Source organism: Nocardia sp. NPDC056564, assembly GCF_042793755.1.
Lineage (GTDB): Bacteria > Actinomycetota > Actinomycetes > Mycobacteriales > Mycobacteriaceae > Nocardia.
In genome coordinates this window covers 83469-104618 of sequence record NZ_JBHTUR010000007.1, presented here as the reverse complement: position 1 = coordinate 104618, position 21150 = coordinate 83469, and the positions used below count along the sequence as shown (strand labels likewise).

At 69.6% G+C, this 21150-nt stretch carries 20 protein-coding genes; 12 read left to right on the top strand and 8 right to left on the bottom strand.

Annotated features, from left to right (window positions below; all coding sequences use genetic code 11):
* Positions 1–7: 7 nt before the first annotated feature.
* The 8 genes from ACFQ9K_RS19455 to mnhG all read left to right on the top strand — a co-directional run bounded on the left by ACFQ9K_RS19455 (position 8) and on the right by mnhG (position 9946).
* Positions 8–2302 (top strand): AAA family ATPase, encoded by a 2295-nt coding sequence (locus ACFQ9K_RS19455; protein WP_378718557.1) that lies wholly within the window; start codon positions 8–10, stop codon positions 2300–2302.
* Between the two features lie 131 nt (positions 2303–2433).
* Positions 2434–3729, top strand: coding sequence for a hypothetical protein (locus ACFQ9K_RS19450; RefSeq protein WP_378718554.1), 1296 nt, complete (start codon positions 2434–2436; stop codon positions 3727–3729).
* Between the two features lie 112 nt (positions 3730–3841).
* On the top strand, positions 3842–6766 hold the full coding sequence (locus tag ACFQ9K_RS19445) for a Na+/H+ antiporter subunit A (RefSeq protein ID WP_378718552.1): 2925 nt from the start codon (positions 3842–3844) through the stop codon (positions 6764–6766).
* Positions 6763–7146 carry a Na(+)/H(+) antiporter subunit C gene (locus ACFQ9K_RS19440; protein WP_378718551.1) on the top strand — a complete coding sequence of 128 codons (384 nt, stop codon included), beginning with the start codon at positions 6763–6765 and terminating at the stop codon, positions 7144–7146. The genes ACFQ9K_RS19445 and ACFQ9K_RS19440 overlap by 4 nt, the downstream gene beginning before the upstream one ends.
* Positions 7143–8756 carry a Na+/H+ antiporter subunit D gene (locus tag ACFQ9K_RS19435; protein WP_378718549.1) on the top strand — a complete coding sequence of 538 codons (1614 nt, stop codon included), beginning with the start codon at positions 7143–7145 and terminating at the stop codon, positions 8754–8756. The genes ACFQ9K_RS19440 and ACFQ9K_RS19435 overlap by 4 nt, the downstream gene beginning before the upstream one ends.
* Positions 8753–9307, top strand: coding sequence for a Na+/H+ antiporter subunit E (locus tag ACFQ9K_RS19430; protein ID WP_378718548.1), 555 nt, complete (start codon positions 8753–8755; stop codon positions 9305–9307). The genes ACFQ9K_RS19435 and ACFQ9K_RS19430 overlap by 4 nt, the downstream gene beginning before the upstream one ends.
* On the top strand, positions 9304–9567 hold the full coding sequence (locus tag ACFQ9K_RS19425; RefSeq protein ID WP_378718547.1) for a monovalent cation/H+ antiporter complex subunit F: 264 nt from the start codon (positions 9304–9306) through the stop codon (positions 9565–9567). The genes ACFQ9K_RS19430 and ACFQ9K_RS19425 overlap by 4 nt, the downstream gene beginning before the upstream one ends.
* A gap of 46 nt (positions 9568–9613) precedes the next feature.
* Complete coding sequence (gene mnhG / locus ACFQ9K_RS19420) at positions 9614–9946, top strand: monovalent cation/H(+) antiporter subunit G (RefSeq protein WP_378718545.1); 333 nt, start codon at positions 9614–9616, stop codon at positions 9944–9946.
* A gap of 3 nt (positions 9947–9949) precedes the next feature.
* Here the strand turns inward: mnhG and ACFQ9K_RS19415 are convergent, their stop codons facing one another.
* The 5 genes from ACFQ9K_RS19415 to ACFQ9K_RS19395 all read right to left on the bottom strand — a co-directional run bounded on the left by ACFQ9K_RS19415 (position 9950) and on the right by ACFQ9K_RS19395 (position 14330).
* Positions 9950–11239 (bottom strand): DUF5933 domain-containing protein, encoded by a 1290-nt coding sequence (locus tag ACFQ9K_RS19415; RefSeq protein WP_378718592.1) that lies wholly within the window; start codon positions 11237–11239, stop codon positions 9950–9952.
* Positions 11240–11384: 145 nt separating this feature from the next.
* Positions 11385–12530, bottom strand: coding sequence for a glutamate--cysteine ligase (locus ACFQ9K_RS19410; protein ID WP_378718544.1), 1146 nt, complete (start codon positions 12528–12530; stop codon positions 11385–11387).
* A 13-nt stretch (positions 12531–12543) separates the two neighbouring features.
* Entirely contained in the window at positions 12544–13230 is a 687-nt protein-coding gene (locus ACFQ9K_RS19405) for a superoxide dismutase family protein (RefSeq protein ID WP_378718542.1), read from the bottom strand.
* A 160-nt stretch (positions 13231–13390) separates the two neighbouring features.
* Positions 13391–13966: a LytR C-terminal domain-containing protein gene (locus tag ACFQ9K_RS19400; RefSeq protein ID WP_378718541.1), complete on the bottom strand. Its 576-nt coding sequence runs from the start codon at positions 13964–13966 to the stop codon at positions 13391–13393.
* A gap of 19 nt (positions 13967–13985) precedes the next feature.
* Positions 13986–14330 carry a DUF3263 domain-containing protein gene (locus tag ACFQ9K_RS19395; RefSeq protein WP_378718539.1) on the bottom strand — a complete coding sequence of 115 codons (345 nt, stop codon included), beginning with the start codon at positions 14328–14330 and terminating at the stop codon, positions 13986–13988.
* 188 nt (positions 14331–14518) lie between these two features.
* Here ACFQ9K_RS19395 and ACFQ9K_RS19390 point away from each other — a divergent pair, with 188 nt between their 5' ends.
* The 3 genes from ACFQ9K_RS19390 to ACFQ9K_RS19380 are packed head-to-tail and all read left to right on the top strand — an operon-like array spanning position 14519 to position 16958.
* The gene (locus ACFQ9K_RS19390) at positions 14519–15109 is read left to right on the top strand and encodes a peptide deformylase (RefSeq protein ID WP_378718537.1); all 591 of its coding nucleotides are present in this window, start codon (positions 14519–14521) and stop codon (positions 15107–15109) included.
* Positions 15099–16109, top strand: a complete 1011-nt coding sequence (locus ACFQ9K_RS19385) for a GNAT family N-acetyltransferase (RefSeq protein WP_378718535.1) — start codon at positions 15099–15101, stop codon at positions 16107–16109. Before ACFQ9K_RS19390 ends, ACFQ9K_RS19385 begins: the two co-directional genes overlap by 11 nt.
* Positions 16110–16142: 33 nt before the next feature.
* Positions 16143–16958 carry an exodeoxyribonuclease III gene (locus ACFQ9K_RS19380; protein WP_378718533.1) on the top strand — a complete coding sequence of 272 codons (816 nt, stop codon included), beginning with the start codon at positions 16143–16145 and terminating at the stop codon, positions 16956–16958.
* A gap of 13 nt (positions 16959–16971) precedes the next feature.
* Here ACFQ9K_RS19380 and ACFQ9K_RS19375 read toward each other — a convergent pair whose 3' ends face one another.
* The 3 genes from ACFQ9K_RS19375 to ACFQ9K_RS19365 form a co-directional block, all read right to left on the bottom strand.
* Complete coding sequence (locus ACFQ9K_RS19375) at positions 16972–17184, bottom strand: hypothetical protein (protein ID WP_378718531.1); 213 nt, start codon at positions 17182–17184, stop codon at positions 16972–16974.
* A gap of 117 nt (positions 17185–17301) precedes the next feature.
* Positions 17302–18264 (bottom strand): oxygenase MpaB family protein, encoded by a 963-nt coding sequence (locus tag ACFQ9K_RS19370; RefSeq protein WP_378718529.1) that lies wholly within the window; start codon positions 18262–18264, stop codon positions 17302–17304.
* Between the two features lie 94 nt (positions 18265–18358).
* On the bottom strand, positions 18359–20281 hold the full coding sequence (locus ACFQ9K_RS19365; RefSeq protein WP_378718528.1) for an acyl-CoA dehydrogenase family protein: 1923 nt from the start codon (positions 20279–20281) through the stop codon (positions 18359–18361).
* 183 nt (positions 20282–20464) lie between these two features.
* Here ACFQ9K_RS19365 and ACFQ9K_RS19360 point away from each other — a divergent pair, with 183 nt between their 5' ends.
* Positions 20465–21091: a TetR/AcrR family transcriptional regulator gene (locus tag ACFQ9K_RS19360; protein WP_378718526.1), complete on the top strand. Its 627-nt coding sequence runs from the start codon at positions 20465–20467 to the stop codon at positions 21089–21091.
* The last annotated feature ends 59 nt before the right edge of the window (positions 21092–21150 follow it).

The window sequence follows — 21150 nt, the reverse complement described above, 5'->3', positions numbered from 1 at the left end:
TGGCACGGTGGCAGAACTCGCGCTCACCGCTCGACTGAATCCTTCCGCGGCCGACGCCCGGCGGGGGGTGGTGCGGCTGCATCCGGAGGCGCTGACCGCGCTCGGGCTGCGCGAGTGGGACGGCATCGCGCTGGTCGGCGCGCGCCGCACCGCGGCGGTGGTCGGCGTTGCCCCGGCGGATACCCCGGCCGGGGTCGCGCTGCTCGATGACGTGACGCTGTCCAACGCGGGCCTGCGCGAGGACGCGACGGTGGTCGTCGCGCCGGTGATCGTGTACGGCGCCAAGCAGATCTCGGTGAGCGGCTCGGTGCACGCCACCCGCACCATCCCGGCGGCGACGCTGCGCCAGGCGCTGCTCGGCAAGGTGGTGACGGTCGGCGACACGGTCTCGCTGCTGCCCCGCGATCTCGGCCCGGAGATCAGCTCCGCCGCTGCCTCCCAAGCACTTTCGCGCACCTTCGGCATCGCCTGGACCACCGAACTGCTCACCGTCACCGCCACCGATCCGCGCGGCCCGGTCAGCGTGCAGCCGAACACCGCGGTCGTCTGGGGCGCGGGGGCGGTCGCGGCCAGAGACGCCGCCGACCAAGCGCTGGCCGGTGCACCGGTCCCGCCGGCGTCGCCCGGCGCGACCGAGGCCACCGGGTTCGACGGCACGGCAGGCGCGCGGGGCGCGGCCAACGGCCGCGGCGCGGCCGTCCGGGACGCCGATCCGCTGATCACCGTCAAAGACCTGGCGGGCATGCACAGCCAGGCGACGAAGCTCACCGAGTGGCTCAGCCTCGCTTTGGACGAGCCCGAACTGCTCAAAACCCTCGGCGCGACACCGCGTCTCGGCGTGCTGATCACCGGCCCGGCCGGCGTCGGCAAGGCCACGCTGGCCCGCGCGGTCACCGCGCCGCGCCGCGTGGTCGAGCTGGACGGCCCGACCATCGGCGCCGCGGAGAGCGGGACCCGGCTGCGCGAGGTGGCCGAGGCGGTGGCCGACGTCTGTTCCGGACAGGGCGGCATCCTGCTGATCACCGACATCGACGCGCTGCTGCCCGGGCAGGCCGAGCCGGTGGCCACGCTCATCCTGGATCAGCTGCGCGCCGCGGTCGCCGAACCGTGCGTCGCCTTCCTCGCCACGACCGCGCACCCGGCCGGCGTCGACCCCCGCCTGCGCGCACCCGACCTGTGCGACCGTGAACTCGCCCTGGCGCTGCCCACCGCCCCGGTACGCAAGTCGCTGCTGGAGCAGTTACTGCGCCGGGTGCCGACGGCCGAGCTGAAGCTCGACGAGATCGCCGCGCGCACACCGGGTTTCGTGGTGTCCGACCTGGCCTCGCTCTGCCGGGAGGCGGCGCTGCGCGCCGCTTCGCGGGCCAGCAGGGAACACTCGGATCCGCAACTGACCCAGCCGGACCTGCTCGGCGCGCTGAAAGTGATTCGGCCACTGTCGCGTTCGAGCATGGACGAGCCGGCCATCGGCAGCCTCACCCTGGACGAGGTCGGCGACATGGTGGAGACCAAGCAGGCGCTGACCGAAACCGTGTTATGGCCGCTGCGGCACCCGGATTCGTTCGCCCGGCTCGGCGTCGATCCGCCGCGCGGCGTGCTGCTCTACGGTCCGCCCGGCTGCGGCAAGACCTTCCTGGTGCGGGCGCTGGCCGGCACCGGCCAGCTCAGCGTGCACACGGTCAAGGGCGCCGAGCTGATGGACAAGTGGGTCGGCTCCTCCGAGCGCGCGGTGCGCGAATTGTTCCAGCGCGCACGCGATTCCGCGCCCTCGCTGATCTTCCTGGACGAGGTGGACGCGCTCGCGCCGCGGCGCGGCCAGACCGGCGATTCCGGCGTCGGCGACCGGGTGGTCGCCGCGCTGCTCACCGAACTCGACGGGGTAGAACCGCTGCGCGACGTGGTGGTGCTCGGCGCGACGAACCGCCCGGAACTGATCGACCCCGCGCTGTTGCGCCCGGGACGGCTGGAGCGACTGGTCTTCGTGCCGCCGCCGGACAGCGCCGCCCGCGTGGAGATCCTGCGCACCGCGGGCCGCTCGGTACCGCTGGCCGCCGATGTCGATCTCGTCGCGCTGGCCCGCTCGCTCGACGGCTACTCCGCCGCGGACTGCGCGGCGCTGCTGCGCGAGGCCGCACTGACCGCCATGCGCCGCGACCTGGACGCCGCCGACGTCACCGCGGCGGACGTGGCGGCGGCCCGGGCCACGGTCCGCCCCTCGCTGGACGCGTTGCAGGTCGAGTCGCTGCGCCGCTACGCGGAGAACCGCGGCCAGTCCGCGAGCAACGAGGGCCGCTACCTCTGACCGTCGCCGTCCGCGGCATACGCACCGTCAACCGCCATTCTGGCATTTCGCCCATTTCGACATGCCCGCGCCAAGTGAGGGCAATCACAGATTCCCTGGTCGAGCGCAGGTATGTTCGGCACGTGCGGCGGATGGGTGATGCGTTCGACGCGGTCACGGCCTTTTTCGGGGCCGCGGTCGCGGGTGTGACGCTGTTCCTGCCGGTCACCTTCTCTTCCATCCGGCAGAGCACGCCGTACCAGATCACCAACCTGTGGGACAGCGTGCCGCGCGGCGCGGCCATCGGCGTGATCGTCGCGGTCGCGGTCGCGGTGCTGGTCGGCACCTCCTTCCGCCCGGCGACCGCGTGGCTGGTCGCGCTGCTCGGCATCATCGCGCAGCTGATCAATCACATAGCCGGACGCCATGTCTCCTCCGCCGACATGCTCACCACGCAGAACTACGTCGACTCGGTATGCGCCGGAATCATGCTCGGCGGTCTCGGCGTCGCGGCGCTGCGCAAGCCGGTGCTTGCCGCGGGCTTCGCGCTCGGCGGTGCGGGCTTCTTCGTGTTCAGCGACCTCGCGGACTTCCTGGACATAGATGACAATCCGCTCGACGTGCTGGAGACGCCGCCGAGCTGGCTCATCGCGCTGGCCATGGTGCTGCTGGCGCTGAGCACCCTGCGCAATCGGGGCAAGGCCGGCAAACCGGAGACCGCGCGATTGTCGATCGAGCTGCCGGTCGCGCCGATCCTCGCGGCGATGGTGCTCGCGCTGGTCATCCTGGCGATCACCGAGTGGCTGCAACGGCAGTACACCAACGCCCCCGCCATCAATCACGCCGTCGACATCGGGCTCACCGCCGCGGCCACCGTGTTCGCCGCGACCGCGGCGGCCATGCTGCTGCCCGGCCGCGACGGGTACGGCGTCTATCTCGCGGTCAGCCTGACCGCGGTCGCCGACGCCTTCGGCTATGCCAGCCGGCCCGGCTGGAGTGTCTGGGTGCTGCTCGCGCTGACCGCCATCGGCCTGATCGCCGGGGCCAGGCGGCCGTCGGTGCTGTTCGCGGTCGCGTTGCTCGCGGCGATCGCCCTGTTCGCCATCCTCACCCCGCCCGAGGCGAATTGGCTCCTGTTCTCGCTCGGCAGCGCGGTGCTCGCCCTCACCGCCGGCTACTGCTGCTCGTCCGCGCGGCCGCAGTTCGCGCCGAGCGGCGTGCTGGCGATCGCCGCCCTCTACCTCCCGACCGCCATCTCCGTGCTGCCCGACGACAACAAGAGCTGGCATCTGCCGGACAACGCGGCGCACGACACCACCCCGGGCCGCACCGCGCTGGCGATCGTGCTCGGCAGCGCGGTCGGTCTCGCCGTGCTGCACCACTTCCGGCCCCGCGGCAGGCCGCAGGCCACCGACCCGTCGACGGACGAAGCGTTAGCGGATATATAGCACCGTCGCCGCCATGTACCCGACGCCATAACCACGGAGGACGCGGAAATCTCCAGGCTCCACGTAGGATTGTCCCGCACCACCCCGCCGCCCCTACCCGACGGAGTGTAGTTTGCTAGCTCTCCTGCTCGCCCTCGCCGCCGCCGCGCTCGTCGCACCGCTGTGGGTAAGGGCGCTGGGACGCAACGCTTTCTACGTGCTCGCGCTGGTGCCGCTCGGCGGCCTCGGCTGGGTCGTCGCGAATTGGGGTAGCACACAGCGGGTTCGGCTGGAGTGGGCGCCGAGCATCGAGATGAACATCGATCTGCGCTTCGACTCGCTCGCCGCGATCATGTCCGCGCTGGTGCTCGGCATCGGCGCGCTGGTGCTCTGCTACTGCGCCAGGTACTTCGAGGACGACGAGCCGCGCCTCGGCCTGTTCGCGGCCGAGATGGTCGGCTTCGCCGGCGCCATGTTCGGCCTGGTGACCAGCGACAACATGCTGTTGCTCTTCGTTTTCTGGGAGGTGACGACGGTCCTGTCGTTCCTGCTCGTCGGGCACAACGCCGAGCAGGCGAACAGCAGGCGCGCGGCCATCCAGGCACTGCTGGTGACCGCCGCCGGCGGGCTGGCGATGCTGGTCGGCCTGATCATCCTCGGCGAGACCACGCACAGTTACCTGCTCTCCGACCTGCTGGCCCGCGCGCAGCCGCCGAACGGGCTCGCGGTGAACGTCGCGGTGGTGCTGATCCTGATCGGCGCGCTGAGCAAGTCCGCCGTGGTGCCGCTGCACTTCTGGTTGCCCGGCGCGATGGCGGCGCCGACCCCGGTGAGCGCGTATCTGCACGCCGCGGCCATGGTCAAGGCCGGCGTGTACCTGATCGCCCGGCTGGCGCCGGTGTTCGCGGAGAATCCGGTCTGGCATCCGCTCGTGCTGACCCTCGGCGTGGCGTCGATGCTGCTGGCCGGGTTGCGCGCGCTCGAGGTGGTCGATCTGAAGCTGGTGCTCGCCTTCGGCACGGTGAGCCAGCTCGGCTTCCTGGTCGTGCTGGTCGGCATCGGCACGCCGGACGCGGCGCTGGCCGGCGTGGCGATGATCGTGGCGCACGCGTTGTTCAAGGCGTGCCTGTTCATGGTGGTCGGAATCATCGATCACGGCGCGGGCACCCGGGATCTGCGGCGACTATCCGGGCTCGGCCGCCGCGCGCCGGTGCTGTGCGGCATCGCGATCCTGGCGGCGTTGAGCATGGCCGGAATTCCGCCGCTGGTCGGGTTCGTCGGCAAGGAGAGCGCGCTCGGCGCGATCCTGGACGCGGACACCCTCAGCGGGCCCGCGCGGGTGGCGCTCGCGATCGGCGTGGTGCTGGGGTCGATGCTCACCGTCGGGTACAGCATTCGCTTCGTCTGGGGCGCGTTCGCGGACAAGCTGAGCGTCGCGCGGCCGACCGCGCACGGTGCGCACCGGGTTCGCCGCGTCTCCGACTACGCCGAAAGTCCCGGCCCGGTCGTGGAATTCGGCGACGAACACGCGCCGGACGACCGCAGCTGGCAGGCACCGGGGACGTTGTTCCTGGCCGCGCCGGCGATCCTCGCGGTGGCCGGCCTGGCCGCGGGACTGGCGGCGCCGGGGACCGATCGCCTGCTGAGCCCTTACGCCGAAACGTTTTCCGCAGACCTGCTCACCTATCTCGCGCTGTGGCACGGCTTTACCGTCCCGCTCGGGCTGACGGTCCTGATCATCGCGGGCGGCATCGCGCTGTTCCAGCTGCGCGACCGCCTCCGGGATCCGGCCAGCCCGCGCCTCGGCAACGCCGACCGGGCCTACGACGCGACCCTGCGCGGCATGGATCGGCTCTCGCTGCGGATGACCGGCGCGGTGCAGCGCGGGTCGCTGCCGCTGAGCCAGGCGACCATCCTCGGCACGCTGATCATCCTGCCGACCGTGCTGCTCGCCCTCGGCACCCGCACCGGAGTGCGACTGCGCCTGTGGGATTCGCCGTTGCAGGCGGTGATCGGCGCGATCATGATCGCGATGGCGCTCGGCGCGACGGTGCTGCGCAACCGGCTGGCCAGCGTGCTCGTGGTCGGCGTCACCGGCTACGGCTGCGGCGTGATCTTCGCCCTGCACGGCGCGCCCGATCTCGCGCTGACCCAATTCCTGGTCGAGACCCTGACGCTGGTGATCTTCGTGCTGGTGCTGCGCGCCTTCCCGGCGGAGATCGAGGCAGGCCGGGCGACCCCGTTCAAGGCCCGCCGGGCGATGCTGGCCGCGCTGGTCGGCGCGGCCGTCACGGTGCTCGGCGCGTTCGCCGCCGCCGCCCGCACCGCCGAACCGATCTGGCACCGGATCCCCGATGCCGCTTACCAATTCGGCGGCGGCAAGAACGCGGTCAACGTGCTGCTGGTCGACATCCGCGCCTGGGACACGCTGGGCGAGATCTCGGTGCTGGTGGTCGCCGCGACCGGCGTCGCCTCGCTGGTGTTCCGCAGCCGCCGCTTCGGCAGCGCGCCGCGCGCGGCGGATTCGCCCAACTACGACCCGGACCTGGTGAGCTGGCTGCCCGCCGGACGCCTGGTCGGTCGCGCGGACCGCTCGATGGTCATGCAGATCACCACCCGGCTGGTGTTCCCGACCATCATGGTGCTGTCGGTGTACTTCTTCTTCTCCGGCCACAACGCGCCGGGCGGCGGTTTCGCCGGCGGGCTCACCGCCGGACTCGCGCTTACCCTGCGCTATCTCGCCGGCGGCCGGTACGAACTCGGTGAGGCGCTGCCGGTCGACGCGGGCCATCTGCTCGGCGCCGGGCTGGCGCTGGCCGCCGGAACCGCCGTCGGCTCACTGTTTTTCGGCGTCCCGCCGCTGTCCTCGGCGATCTTCGAGGTGACCCTGCCGCTGCTCGGCCACGTCAAGCTGGTGACCGCACTGTTCTTCGATCTCGGCGTCTATCTGATCGTCGTCGGCCTGGTGCTCGACGTCCTGCGCAGCCTCGGCGCACGCCTGGACAGCGAGCTGGCCACGAGCGAAACCGCCTCGACGACAGGAGGTTCCGCGCGATGACCGCCAACCTGACGCTGCTGATCGTCATCGGCATCCTGGTCGCCTGCGGGGTCTACCTGATCCTGGAGCGCGCGGTGTCGAAGATGCTGCTCGGCCTGATCCTGTTCGGCAACGCGGTGAACCTGCTGATCATCACCCTGGCCGGCCCGGACGGCCGCGCGCCGATCCAGGGCCAGACCGACACCACCCACCGCGACACCGCCGACCCGCTCGCCCAGGCCATGGTGCTCACCGCGATCGTGATCACCATGGGCCTCGCGGCCTTCGTGCTCGCGCTGGCCTACCGCTCCTTCACCATCACCACCACCGACGATGTCGAGAACGACCAGGAAGACATCGACGTGGCCCGCAGGCGCGAGGGAGAGGACCCGGAAGATTGAGCCTCTCCCCCGGCCTGCTGCCGATCCTCATGCCGCTGCCCGTGCTGGTGCCGCTGCTCGCGGCCGCGGGCACCCTGGTCTTCGGGCGCAGGCCCAGGACCCAGCGCACGCTCATGCTCGGCGCGCTCACCGCGGTCGTGGTGATCTGCGGGCTGCTGCTGTTCCTGGCCGACCGCGACGGCACCACCGCGGTGCAGGTCGGCAACTGGGAGACGCCGATCGGCATCACCCTGGTGGTGGACCGGCTGTCCGCGGGGATGCTGCTCGTCTCCTCGATCGTGCTGCTGGCCGTGGCGCTCTACGGTTCCGGGCAGAACATCCGCGACGGCGACGAACGCCAGCCGACCTCGATCTACCGGCCCACCTACCTGGTGCTCACCGGCGGCGTCGCGGCCGCGTTCCTGGCCGGTGACCTGTTCAACCTGTTCGTCGGGTTCGAGATCCTGCTCGCCGCCTCGTTCGTGCTGCTGACCGTCGGCGGCACCGAGGAGCGGATCCGCGCGGGGGTGTCGTACGTGATGGTCTCGATGCTGTCGTCGCTGATCTTCCTGACCGGCATCGGCATGACCTACGCGGCCACCGGCACGCTGAACCTGGCGCAGCTGGCCCAGCGGATCGGCGCGGTGCCGGAGGGCACCCGCACGGCCATCTACGCGGTGCTGCTGGTGGCGTTCGGCATCAAGGCCGCGGTGTTCCCGCTGTCGAACTGGCTGCCCGACTCCTACCCCACCGCGCCCGCGCCGGTGACCGCCGTGTTCGCCGGCCTGCTCACCAAAGTCGGTGTGTACGCGATCATCCGGACGCACTCGCTGCTGTTCCCCGGTGGCGAGTTCGATTCGATCCTGCTGGTCTGCGGGTTGCTCACCATGCTGGTCGGCATCTTCGGCGCGATCGCGCAGAGCGACATCCGGCGGCTGCTGTCGTTCACCCTGGTCAGCCACATCGGATACATGATCTTCGGCGTCGGGCTGGCCAGCACGGCCGGGCTGGCCGGAGCGGTTTTCTATGTGGCACACCACATTCTGGTGCAGACGGCGCTGTTCCTGGTGGTCGGCCTGATCGAGCGGCAGGCGGGCTCGACCTCGCTGCGCAGGCTCGGCGGGCTGGCCACCGCGAGCCCGATACTGGCCGTGCTGTTCCTGATTCCCGCGCTGAATCTCGGTGGCATTCCGCCGTTCTCGGGCTTCATCGGCAAGGTCGCGCTGCTGCAGGCGGGCGCGGACGACGGCAGCGTGCTGGCCTGGACGCTGGTGGCGGGTTCGGTGCTCACCAGCCTGCTCACCCTCTACGCCATCGCGCGGGTGTGGAGCAAGGCGTTCTGGCGGCCGCGGGTGGAGGCCCCGGAGGGGCACCTCACCGCCGCACGCACGCCGTCACTGATCGAGGATTCGACCGATGTGCTCTACGACGAGCGCACCCACCCGGGCCGGATGCCGTTGCTGATGGTCGGTTCGACGGCGGCGCTGGTGGCGGTCGGACTCAGCCTGACCGTGCTCGCCGGGCCGATCCTGCGCATCGCCGATCGAGCCGCCGCCGACCTCCGCGATCCCGGCGTGTATATCACTGCGGTGCTGGGTAATTCGCCCGCCGAGCCGGGAGCCCCCCGATGAGCGGGCCGAGTCGCGAGACCGTCGTCCGGGTCGGCGTGCTGAGCTGGCTCACCGTCGTCTGGATCGCGCTGTGGGGCGACCTCAGCATCGCCAATCTGCTGGCCGGGCTCGCGGTGGGCGCGCTGATCATGGTGGCGTTGCCGCTGCCTCGGGTGCCGGTGAACGGGCGGCTGCATCCGCTGTCGATGCTCGAATTGATCCTGGTGGCCTCGTATTACGCGATCGAGTCCAGTCTGCAGGTGGCCTGGTTCGCCATCCGGCCCGCGCCGCCGCCGGTCTCCGGGGTGCTGCGCGTCTACCTGAGCACCAAGTCCGACCTGGTGCTCGTGCTGTGCACCGACCTGCTGAACCTGATCCCGGGCACCATGGTGCTGGAGATCGATCGGCGGCGCTGCGTCGTCTACGTGCACGTGCTGGACGTGAGCAGCGACGCGGCGGTGGACAAGTTCTACCGGACGACCCGCAGGCTGGAAAAGCTGCTCATCTCGTCGTTCGAACGCCACTCCGAATGGCGCTCGACGCCGTCGAGGCCACCGGAGGTGCAGACGTGACCGTCGTCGCCGTCATCGCGGGCGTGCTGCTGACCGCCGCCGCCGTGATCACCAGCTACCGCATCCTGGCCGGGCCGAGCACCCTGGACCGGATCGTCGGCATCGACTCGCTGATGGCCATCGCCGCCTCCGGGCTGGCCGTGTGGGCGGCCTACAGCCAGGACACCACGATCATCCCGGCGATCATCGCGCTGGCCCTGGTCGGCTTCCTCGGCTCGGCCGCCGTCACCCGCTTCCGCGTGAAGGACGAACAGCGATGACCCCGAATCCGCTGGGCCGACCGGCATTCCAGGACGGAGCCAACCGATGACCGTGTGGCAGTGGATCTCCGGCGCGCTCATCCTGTTCGGCGCCACCCTCGCGCTCACCGCGTCCATCGCGATCGTGCGCTTCCCGGACACGCTCACCCGCATGCACGCGGCCACCAAACCTCAGGTGACCGGCCTGATCCTGGTGCTGGACGGCGCGGGCATCGAACTCCTCGGCCACGGCAATGTCTGGGCCCTGGTCCTGGTCGGCCTGTTCACCCTGCTGACCGCACCGGTGATCGCCCACCTGATCAGCCGCACCGCCTACCGCGAACAGAGCCACCGCGACGGCCTGCTCACCGTGAACGAACTCGGCGACACCGTCGACTGACGCTCAGCGCGCAGCGGTTTCGACCTCGCGCTGCGACGCCGCGGTCTGCCGGTGTCCGGCGAACCAGGTGGCGTGGAAGCCCGCGGCCAGGCCGGCCAGCAGCGCGAGCACGACCGTGCCCGCCAGGACCGGGTATTCGGCCATCGGCACCGGCAGGAAGCGATAGGCGAGCAGCAGCACGGCGAGCACCAGCGCGCCGCCCGCGACCAGCCGGACGCGGAACCAGCCCCAGCCGCGTTCCGGGTCGCGCAGCGCCGACTCGACGGTCAGGCACAGCACCGCGCCCGCGACCAGGTCGACGCCGTAGTGGTAGCCGAAGCCGAGGGTCGCGGTCACCGTGGCGAGCAGCCAGAACGCGCCGCCCCAGCGCGCCAGGCTCGGCGCGGGACCGCCGTCGGTATCGCGGCGGGTGTGCAGGAACACCGACAACGCCCAGGCCGTGTGCATGGACGGCATGCAGTTGCGCGGCGTCGCGGAATCGAACGGCATCGGCATCGGGTTGCGGTCCAGCGGCGGCACCACGCTCGGCCAATAGTTGCCCAGCTGTAGCCCGTGCCCGTCCGCGCCGAACGCGAACATCGGCCCGACCACCGGGAAGATCACGTAGACGATCGGACCGACCAGCCCGAGCACCAGAAAGGTGCGCACCAGATAGTGGGTCGGCCAGCGGCCGCTGGACACCACCCGGCGCAGCTGCCACACCGCCACCACGATGGCCGCGACCGGCAATTCGATATAGACCCAGTGCAGCACCCCGTAGACGACCGGCCCGAGCACGTCGAGCACCCGCCCCATCACCCAGGACGGATCGCCCAGCGCGTGATCGGCGAGCAGCACGTATTCGTCGAGCACCGTCGGCCTGCTCAGGATGGTGACGTGCAGCCACACATCACCGACCTTGGTGGCGAGGATGAGCAGCGCACCGAGCGCGGCGGCATGCAGGGCGTTGCGGCGTTCGGTCCCGTCCCAGCGCAACCACGCGTACGCCGCGAGCCCGGTGAGCACGATCACCGGACCGTTGCCGATCGCGAACGACGCACCGGCCAGCAGCCGGAAGCCCGCCCACACCACGTCGATGGCCACGGCCGCGCTCAGCGCGATGATCCGCCGCCGGGCCGAAATGCCAACCAGCGCAAGCACCAGACCGGCCCACGGCACCGACATCGACTTGGGCGTGCCGACGTAGTCCTGCCACAGGCTGCCCAGCGGACCCTGGAACCCCTCGCGCATCGCCACGATCTGCAGCGCGATCAGCAGCACCGGCACCGCGGCCACGCCCGCCGCGACCCAGATCCGGGCCGGCGGCACGCGCAACCGGGGAGCGGCACTTCCTACTCCGGGTCCCGGGTCCTCGACAAGCACTCGACCATAGTAAACGGGGGGTGAACGCCATCCCACCGGCCAATTGAACAGCCGACGACCGAACCCACCGCGGCAGTTACTGCTCGAGCTCCTTGACCAGCGCGTCTACCACCGCGACCAGGTCGCCCTGGGCCGCGGCGGCCACCTTGCGCTGCCGCTGATATGACGCACCTCGCTCCGGTATCTCCGCGACGAAGGCCAATTCGTCCGCGCAGCCGAGCCGTTTCGCGGTCGGCTCCAACCGGTTCAGCAGGTCGGTCACGTCGTCGGTGACCAACCGCTCGTTGCTCTTGTCGTCCACGATGACGATCGCGTCCAGGCCGTAGCGGGCGGCCCGCCACTTGTTCTCCTGCACGTGCCACGGCGGCAGCGAGGGCAGCGTCTCGCCCTCCTCCAGCCTGCGGTCCAGGTCGACGATCAGGCAGTGGATCAGCGCGGCCATCGCGGCCAGCTCCGCACGGGTGGACACCCCGTCGCACACCCGGACTTCGATCGTCCCCCACTTCGGCGCCGGGCGGATGTCCCAGTGCATCCCGCCGAGCTGCTCGAACACCCCCGTCTTGAACTGGTCGTGCACGAAATGCTCGAAGGCACTCCAGTTTTCGAACTGGAACGGCAGGCCGGCCGTGGGTAGCTGCTGGAACATCAGCGTCCGGTTGCTGGCGTAGCCGGTGTCCGAGCCCGCCCACATCGGCGAGGACGCCGATAGCGACAGCAGGTGCGGATAGTGGATCAGCAGCGCGTTCAGGATCGGAAAGACCTTGTCCCGGTGCGAGACTCCGACGTGCACGTGCACGCCCCAGATCATCATCTGGCGGCCCCACCACTGGGTGCGCTCGATCAGCTCGTCGTAGTGCTCGGAGCGGGTCAGCTGCTGCGCCGACCACTGCGCGAACGGATGGGTGCCCGCGCAGAACAGGTCGACGCCGAGCGGGTCGGCGGCGCGCCGGACCGCGGTCATGGTGCCGTGCAGGTCCTCGACCGCGTCGCCGACGGTCTCGTGCACCCCCGTGACCAGCTCGACGGTATTGCGCAACAACTCCTTGGTCACCTGCGGGGTGCCGTCGTGCGCGTGTAGATCGCCCAGTGAATCGAATACCGCCGCAGCGGTATTCGACAGATCGCGGCTCACCTTGTCAACGAGTGCGATTTCCCACTCGATACCTATGGTGGGCCGGGGCGATCCATGGAAGGGAACGTGTTCTCTGCCTGCCCCGGCCATATCGGCTCCTGCGCTACTGGATCACACCGCAGGCAACGCGGCCGCCCGCGTCGCCTGTCGCTAGCGTCGTATCGTCCGGGCCGGCAACGCCGTCGGCTCGGAGGTACCGGTTCGGGATGTTGCCGAAGTTGTCGGCATCGGCGTGGATCATCAACGCCTTGTTCTTCAGATCGTCGAGGGTCACCGCGTCGGTGGTGGTGACCAGCTTGGCCGAGCCGTCCGAGCGAACCTCGAGCGAGGTCAGGTCGCCGCTGGCCGGGTGCGTGTTGGCGCTGCCGACCTGCAGATGGCCACCGGCGGAAAGGAAGTCGCCGGACGGGCCGCCGGTCGGCGCGACCGAGTTGGCCTCGCACTTGCCGATCGAGTGCACGTGCAGGCCGTGGAAGCCGGGCCGCAGGCCGTGCGCCTCGACGGTGAACTGCAGGTGATTGCCGTCCTTGACGATGTTGGCGGTGGCGACCGAGGCGCCCGCGGCGTCCTTCAGGTCGACCTTCACACCCGCGTTCGACTCCGCGCTGCCGGTCTCCTTGCCGGATTCGCTGGCCGGCGGGGCGGCCGCGCCGCTCCACACGGGCGGGGTCGTTCCCTTGACGTCACTCGACTCCTGGCTGTTGGTGCAGCCTGCGAGGCCGAGGACCGCGACCGCGAGCACCGGGGTCACAGTCCGCCAGGACGGGCGACGAGTTGTGGACGGGGCCATCGGGGAACTCCTTTATGAGTACCGAGTTTACGAAGTTTACGAGTAAAGCTGGGTGGACACGTTCGTTACCGGACAAGATGATGCCACGTCCGCCGTGTCGCGCCGTGACAGGCCCGTTCAGCGGCAGGTCGCCAGTTGACCCGGCCGCGGTCGCCAGTTGTCAGTTACCCGTCACGATGACGGTTACACCGGGCGAGGACTCGCCCAATCCACTCGACTTCGATTCCGCGGTGATGCCGAGCTCCTGCGCGATGGCCTGCCCGGCCTCCTTGTCGCCCGGCGAATTGCCGTAGTACACCGTCGTTTTCGGGATATTGACGCCGGGGTAGTTGCCCGTCTCGACGACATTCCAGCCCTCGGCGGTGAGCTGACTCGCGGTCTTGCCGGCCAGCCCGGCGATCATGCTGTTGTTCAGCACACGCACCGGAACCGCCTTGGCGGCGGCCGCCGAACCGGTGGTGGTGGCCGGCGGGGTGGTGGTCGTCGTGGACGGCGCGGCGGAGCTGGACGGCACGGCGTCCGAGGTCTTCGCGACGGTGGTGCTCGCCGGCACCTGCGGTGCGGCGGTGGCGGTGGTCGAGGTGGCCGATTCCGACGGTCCGGAACTCGACGAATCGGCGTCGGACTTCGACAGCGACATCGCGCCGAGGCCACCGAATACGATGGCCAGTGCGATCAACACCATCGCCAACGCTCGCAATGGCGGCCCACCGGAGGTGGGATTCGGGTAGCTCACCTAGTCGAGCCTAGCCCGGTCATACCTGGAAACCGAGCCGTCGCGCGGCCCTGGCTTTTTGCCTGCTCGCCCGTAACCGGCGCAGCCGCTTGACCAGCATGGGGTCGGCGGCGAGCGCCTCCTGCCGATCCACCACGGTGTTGAGCACCTGGTAGTACCGGGTGGGCGACATACCGAACAGCTCCCGGATGGCTTCTTCCTTGGCCCCCGCGTACTTCCACCACTGGCGCTCGAAGGCCAGGATGTCGTGTTCGCGACGGCTCAGCCCGTCACCGTCGCCGGTCGTTTCCGCTGCCGTGACATCGTCGCTCGCGGAAGGGTCGCCCTGGATCGCGGAAAGATTCCGTGCCGCTGCGCCGTCCATCTTGCTCCCTCGCCGAGTTACCACCAGACGAAAAATGGTGCTTGTACGTCGCGGATCATTCAACCACGAGACCGTGGGATCGCCGGGGCTACGGCGCGGCGTGTTCCCTACCTGCCGGTAGGCGTGTCGCGGGAAGGTTGCCGCCCCCGCACGGCCGGCGGCAGGGCGGCGCGGCAATAATTGATGCCATGGCTATCCTCCCGATCGTGATCGTCGGCGACCCGGTTCTGCACAACCCGACCGAACGGGTCACCCAGTCACCGGAGGAATTGGCCGAGCTCATCGCGGATATGTACGACACGCTCGACGCCGCCCACGGTGTCGGTCTCGCGGCCAACCAGGTCGGGGTGCCGCTGCGGTTGTTCGTCTACGACTGCCCGGACGTCGCGCCCGACGGCACCGCCACCCGGCGGCGCGGCGCGGTGATCAACCCCGTGCTGGAGACCTCGGCCATCCCCGAGACCATGCCGGACCCGGAGGACGACGAAGAGGGTTGCCTGTCGGTGCCCGGCGAGCAGTATCCGACCGGCCGGGCCGAATGGGCCAAGGTCACCGGCACCGACGAACACGGCAAGCCGGTGGAGATCGAGGGCAAGGATTTCTTCGCCAGGATGCTGCAGCACGAGGTCGGGCACCTGGACGGGTTCCTCTACGTCGACGTGCTGATCGGGCGCAACGCCCGCGCGGCCAAGAAGGCGATCAAGCGCAACGGCTGGGGCACACCGGGACTCAGCTGGATCCCCGGCACGGTCGCGGATCCGTTCGGCCATGACGACTGACGGAGCCGACACCGGCGCGTCCATTCCGCTCGGCCGCCGGGTGGTCCTGCGTTATCGACTGCCCGCGGGTTATCCACAGCCGCTCACCGACGTGATCGGCGAGCTGCTCTCGCTGGATCCGCCGACCGTGCGCGGGGCCGACGGGCAGGTCGTCTCGGTGACGCCGGACCGGGTGGTCGCGCTGAAAGCCGTTGGGCCCAGGCCGATTCGGACCAAAGAGATCCGGTCGCTGGAAGCGGCGGCCGCGGACGCCTGGCCGGGCATCGAGCACGTGTGGATCGACGGGTGGCTGGTACGTGCCGGGCACGGATACACCGGACGCGCCAATTCCGCTGTGCCGCTGGGCGGTTCCGATGGGCCCGCGGCGGTGACAGCGGACGCTATCCGCCGCATCGGCGAGTGGTACACCACACACGGGCTGCCGCTGCTGCTCGCCCTGCCCGATCGGCTGGCGCCCATTCCGCCGGGCTGGGACAGCTGGCGCGAGACCGTCGTGCTGGCCATCGACATCGAGAATTTCGTCCTCCCGCAGGGGCCTTCGATGGTGCGCGTCGCCGCCGCGCCGGACCGCGCCTGGCTGGAGTTGAACCGCTACGACGGGGAACCGCCTACGCCGCAACGACCTTCGTCGCGGGAACCGGATATCGAGGTGCTGACCGCCGTGCGCGACGGCGAGCTGGGGTTCGCCTCGCTCGGTGTGCCGACGCCGATCGCGATCGGGCGCGGCGCGGTCACCACCGCGCCGGACGGGCGGCGGTGGATCGGCCTCACCTGCGTGGCGGTGGGCGCGGAGCACCGGCGCAAGGGGCTCGGTTCACTGGTGTGCGCGGAGTTGATCCGGTGGGGGCACGGGCGCGGCGCGACGCACGCGTACCTTCAGGTCGAGGCCGGGAACAGCGCCGCGCTGGCGCTGTATCGCGAGCTGGGTTTCGTCGAACACCACATGTATCGGTACGCGTCTCCGACCAGACACCCCCACGGGTCCGCCGACCTCCGGTAAAACGGAGTCATAGCCCACCGAAGGAAGGCACCTGTGCGCCTCGCCACCTGGAACGTCAATTCGATCCGCTCCCGGCTCGACCGGGTCGTGGAATTTCTGGATCGCCAGGATATCGATGTGCTGGCCATCCAGGAGACGAAGTGCCGGGACGACCAGTTCCCGTTCGAGCGGTTCGACGAACTCGGTTACGAGGTCGCGCATCTGGGCATCAACCAGTGGAACGGGGTCGCCATCGCGTCCCGGGTCGGCCTGCGGGATGTGGAGTTCGCCTTCCCCGATCAGCCCGGCTTCGACAAGGAGGCCGGTGAGTCGCTGATCAGCGCGCCGGTCGTGGAGTCCCGCGCGCTCGGCGCGACCTGCGGCGGGGTCCGGGTCTGGAGCCTGTACGTGCCCAACGGCCGCGCCCTCGACGACCCGCACTACACCTACAAGCTGGAATGGCTTGCCGCCCTGCGCGACAACGGCGCCCGCTGGCTCGCCGAGGACCCGGCGGCGAAGATCGCCCTGGTCGGCGACTGGAACATCGCGCCGACCGACGACGACGTCTGGTCCGTCGACTTCTTCGAAAACAAAACCCACACTTCCCCACCCGAGCGCGACGCCTTCCAGTCCTTCCTCGACACCGGCTTCGCCGACGTCATGCGCCCCTTCGCCCCCGGCCCCGGCGTCTACACCTACTGGGACTACACCCAGCTCCGCTTCCCCCGCAAAGAGGGCATGCGCATCGACTTCATCCTCGCCTCCCCCGCCCTGGCCACCACCGCCACCGACGCCCTGGTCGACCGCGAAGAACGAAAGGGCAAGGGCGCCAGCGACCACGCCCCGGTAATCGCCGACTTCACCGTCTGAGCCCGCGGGCTCGTCACGCCGCCCACCGTTCGAGTGACCGGGTATCGAGAGCGAGAGCGATCGGCTGCGGAAGCAGCACATCAATACCGAACGGCATCGTCACCACCTGTTGATAGCGACCAGAGCAAGGATCGCGGTAGACGGCGACCGCACGGGCCGCCAATCGCAGCCCCTCGGCGATGCGATCGGCGGCTCGCGCGAGCTCTTCGAACTTGTCGATGCTCATTTGTGGCACCCGGATCGGCAATACCCAGCGGTACTGACGTCTTCCGACAACTGAGCAGGCTTTATCGTCCGATTGCGTTGCGACGCTGGTTTATCGACCGCCTTCGCGGTCGAGGGCTCAGCTGGCTGAGGCGTTCGGGCGGTTGGTGCGGCCGTAGCGTGCGCGTGCTTCCTGCGGTGTCACGGTTGTCGGGTTCTGAGGGGTGCCTGCTGCCAGGTGTTCGCGGTAGAGGCGGGCGGTCATGGGGCCGAGGAAGTTTCCGAGGATGGCTTGTTTGGCCTGTTCGTTGGCGAGGGTTTTGATTGCCAGGCGCATGGGGGTGCGGTAGGCGCGGTCGACCAGGGCGGGTTGGTCGAAGCCGCCGGTGGTGCGCATCCATCGAGGGAGGGTGGCGATGGCGGCGGGGGCCACCAGGCGGCTGCCGGACCAGAGTTTGACGCCGCGGTCGAACGGGGTGTGCAGGAGGTAGTGCATGCCCCGGTGCGCTCGTTCGGAGGTGCAGAGCTTGGGGCGCATGGCGGCGAAGTAGTCGCGGACCTCGGCGCGCGAGGCCGGAACGTCAGCGGGCTTGCAGGTTTGCAGTTCGGCGGCGATCACGCATTCGGCCCAGTAGCGCTGTTCCTCGGCGGGGGTGAGCGGGCCGGGGCCGTAGACCTCGTAGCACTTCAGCACCGAGTGCCAGCCGGTGACGTGGATCCACAGTTGCGAGTCGGGATTGTTTGCGCTGTAGCGCTTTCCGCTGATCGGCTCGATGCCGGTGGCCTGCGCGTGCACCTTCATCAGGTGCTCGGACGCCTCGATCGCCATGCGACTGTCAGCGACGGCCGCGATGAGGAAGTAGGCGAAGGTGTGGTCGAGCCGTCCGCGCGGGTCGGTGTAGATGCCCTGCACGTCGGCGACCGCGGCGGTGAGCGCGGGGTCGAAGTGCTCGAGCACGACGGAGCGCTGGAAGCCGATCACGGCGGTGGCGTGGGTCCACACCTTCCAGGTCGGCGAGCCGGGACCGAAGAAGCCGTAGTCGACCTCACGGATGGTCCGCGCCGGTGCGTCGAATTGCGGACGCGTGGAGTGCGTTGTCATCGTCTTGCTCCTTTGCACGACGGACGGCTCGGTCTACACCGGTGCATTCATACACCAGTGTAGCATTTACTATAACCGCAGTTAAACGGTACTTTTACGGGTTCATCTCGTAGGTGCCGGCGAGGGCTCGGGCCTGGGCGAAGACCTGCTCGAAGCGGGCGCGGTCGGCGACCGGGCGGCGGATCAGGTCGAGGGCGCGGGTTTGCTGGGGCTTGGTGGCGGTGGGCTTGGTGTGCAGCGTGAGGGCGTGCTTGGCGAACTCGCGGACGAAGTTGTCGAAGATCTGGTCGAGCAGGGCGGGGCCGGTGCCCTCGATCTCGGCTTGTTCGAGGATGAGCTGCGCGTAGGGCAGGGCGGTGAACAGCTCGCCGAGGGCGAAGAGGAAGTCGACGTCGCGCTGCTGCGCGGCCGTGGGCGGCGCTGCGGCGAGCAAGGTTTGGAAGGCGAGTGCCTGCTCCAGGAACACCGCGACGTTCGGTACGTGGGCGAACTTCTCGAAGACCGCGCGCCAGTCGGTGAAGCGGATGCGGCCGAGGCCGCTGCTCGGTCCCTGCCGGAACAGGAACTCGTCGTCGGCGGCGTCGCGCCGGGTGGGCACCGGAGCGTATGCGGCACCGGCGAATTCGGCGCGCAGCTTGGGCACCGCGGCGCCGGCCCGCGGCGCGAGCCTGCGACTCGACCAGCTCAGCGCGCCGGAGACCGCGCGCACCGTGCCCTTCGGCGCGGAACCCGCGCCGGGCAGGAATCGCAGCGCGCCCAGCCCGGCGTCGGCGGGATGGAACATGAAGTTGGCCATGAACTTCAGCGACAGCGCCATGTTCACGTGCACCGTGCCCTCGAGCCGCGGCAGCCCGAACAACCCGAGCATGGCCATCGGGAAGTACATGTCCTTTTCGAAGCCGCGAGCGGCGATCACGTCCGCGAGGTCCTCGATGATCCGCTGCCCCTGCCGGGTGACGGTCATCTTCTCGATCGCGTTGAACAGCAGGTAGCGCCGGTCCGCCGGGGAGGCCGAACGCATGTAGTCGATGGCCCGCTCGCTGTAGAGCTTCATCGCCATCAGCCGCGCGTACGAGTCGGTCATCAGCGCCTGCACCTGCGGGAACTCGGTCACCCTGTGCCCGAACAGGATTCGGTTCTCCGCGTGCGTAATGGCCTCGTAGTAGGCGTGTTCACACGCGCCGACGGCACCGAACCCGAGGTTGAACTTGCCGACATTGACCGTGTTCATCGCCGCATGGAAGGCCGCCTCGCCGCGATGCAGGATGTCCGCCTCGGCCACCGGATATCCGTCGAGATCGAAAGCGGCCACGTACATCTGGCCGTCGACGACATTGCCGCGCAGGTGGTAGTTCTCGTGCCGGCTGTCCGCGAGGAAGAACAGGTAGCCCTCGTAATCCTGTTGCGTCGGTTTGCTGTCCAGCGCCTTGGCGCTGTCGATGATCGGCTTGTCCGAGCGCCGCCCGAACACCGAGACCAGCGCGGCCTGGTTGCCGTTGCCGATGTAGTGCTTGCCGCCGGTGGCCCGATAGCCGCCGCCCGGCTGCGGCTCGACCACCATGTCGGTGGAGTAGACGTCGGCGCCGTGCTCCTTCTCGGACAGGCCGAACGCGAAGATCTCGCCGGAATCCAGCAGCGCGGCCGCCCGCCGCTTGGCCGCGGCGTTGTCGCTCTGCCAGATCGGCCCGAGGCCGAGGATGCTGACCTGCCAGACGTACCAGTACTGCATGGAGTAGAAGCCGAGGATCTTGCTCATCATCGCGATCCGGGCGGTATCCCAGCGCTTGTTCGGATCGCCGCCGGCCTCGGCGGCCGGGGTGAGGAAGGTCGCGAAGACGCCCTCGCGCTTCACGAAATCGAGGAACTCGGTGTACCAGACCCGATCCCGATCCTCCTGCTTGAGCACCGCCTTGCCGCGCGCCTCGAACCAGTCGACGGTCGCGCGCAGCAGCCGCCGGGTCTCGGTGTCGAACTCGGCAAACTCGCAGGTCTTCGGGTTGAACAGGGTTTCGGTCATCGCTGGCTCCTCGGCCGTGGCTTCGCGCTCGCGCCTGCGGACAGGTCGCTCGACAAGGGCAGCCGACCGTCTCCGGCCGACTTCATGCACGACTGTAGCATTAACCTTCACACACGTAGGAAGTTGATCTACAAGCGTCGGACCAGCCAGAACCCGGCAACGCACGCTGCTATGTTGGTGCCCATGGGTAGCGATTCGGCCGTACAGCCGCGACAACGGGCGCCGCACCTCGGCCCGGAGCGCCGCCGCCCCCAGGTGCTGGACACCGCGCTGGCCATCGCGGTCGAGCACGGCATCGCGGCGGTCACCATGGCCGCCATCGCCGAGCGGATGAACGTGACCAGGCCGGTCGTCTACGCCTGCTTCGCCGATCGGGTCGAGCTGATCGAGGCGCTGATCCAGCGCGAGGAGAGCTACCTGGTCGACGACCTGCTCGGGGTGATGCGCCGCCGCGACGTCGACGCGGGCGAGACCGTGTTCATCGAGGGCTTCCGCGCCCTGCTGGACAAGGCGGCCGCCCGCCCGGACGCGTGGCGCCTGCTGTACGGCAATCCCGATCCGGCCGTTGCGGATTCGTTCGGCCGCGGCCGCGCCCTGGCCATCGAACGGTGCAGCACGCTGCTGCGGCCGACCCTGCGCGCCTGGGGCACCGAGGATCCGGAACGCAAGCTGCCCGTGCTCGTCGAGTTGTGGGTTTCCGCAGGTGAGGGCGCGGTGCGTACCCTGCTCGCGGACGACGGCGACTGGACCGCGGCCGATCTCGGCGCCTTCGTCGGCGCGGCGGTGTACCGCGCGCTGCGGCACGCCTGACGCCGTCCTGACAAATAGTCGGCTACTTGCCGAACAGCTAGTCGAAATGCCTCCCGATG

What these genes read in the sequence shown, in the direction of transcription:
- ACFQ9K_RS19450 (WP_378718554.1), top strand. Translation starts at nt 2,434, where the DNA reads ATGGGTGATGCGTTCGACGCGGTCACGGCCTTTTTCGGGGCCGCGGTC.
- ACFQ9K_RS19440 (WP_378718551.1), top strand. Translation starts at nt 6,763, where the DNA reads ATGACCGCCAACCTGACGCTGCTGATCGTCATCGGCATCCTGGTCGCC.
- ACFQ9K_RS19430 (WP_378718548.1), top strand. Translation starts at nt 8,753, where the DNA reads ATGAGCGGGCCGAGTCGCGAGACCGTCGTCCGGGTCGGCGTGCTGAGC.
- mnhG (WP_378718545.1), top strand. Translation starts at nt 9,614, where the DNA reads ATGACCGTGTGGCAGTGGATCTCCGGCGCGCTCATCCTGTTCGGCGCC.
- ACFQ9K_RS19410 (WP_378718544.1), bottom strand. Translation starts at nt 12,530, where the DNA reads ATGGCCGGGGCAGGCAGAGAACACGTTCCCTTCCATGGATCGCCCCGG.
- ACFQ9K_RS19405 (WP_378718542.1), bottom strand. Translation starts at nt 13,230, where the DNA reads ATGGCCCCGTCCACAACTCGTCGCCCGTCCTGGCGGACTGTGACCCCG.
- ACFQ9K_RS19395 (WP_378718539.1), bottom strand. Translation starts at nt 14,330, where the DNA reads ATGGACGGCGCAGCGGCACGGAATCTTTCCGCGATCCAGGGCGACCCT.
- ACFQ9K_RS19390 (WP_378718537.1), top strand. Translation starts at nt 14,519, where the DNA reads ATGGCTATCCTCCCGATCGTGATCGTCGGCGACCCGGTTCTGCACAAC.
- ACFQ9K_RS19385 (WP_378718535.1), top strand. Translation starts at nt 15,099, where the DNA reads ATGACGACTGACGGAGCCGACACCGGCGCGTCCATTCCGCTCGGCCGC.
- ACFQ9K_RS19375 (WP_378718531.1), bottom strand. Translation starts at nt 17,184, where the DNA reads ATGAGCATCGACAAGTTCGAAGAGCTCGCGCGAGCCGCCGATCGCATC.
- ACFQ9K_RS19370 (WP_378718529.1), bottom strand. Translation starts at nt 18,264, where the DNA reads ATGACAACGCACTCCACGCGTCCGCAATTCGACGCACCGGCGCGGACC.
- ACFQ9K_RS19365 (WP_378718528.1), bottom strand. Translation starts at nt 20,281, where the DNA reads ATGACCGAAACCCTGTTCAACCCGAAGACCTGCGAGTTTGCCGAGTTC.
- ACFQ9K_RS19360 (WP_378718526.1), top strand. Translation starts at nt 20,465, where the DNA reads ATGGGTAGCGATTCGGCCGTACAGCCGCGACAACGGGCGCCGCACCTC.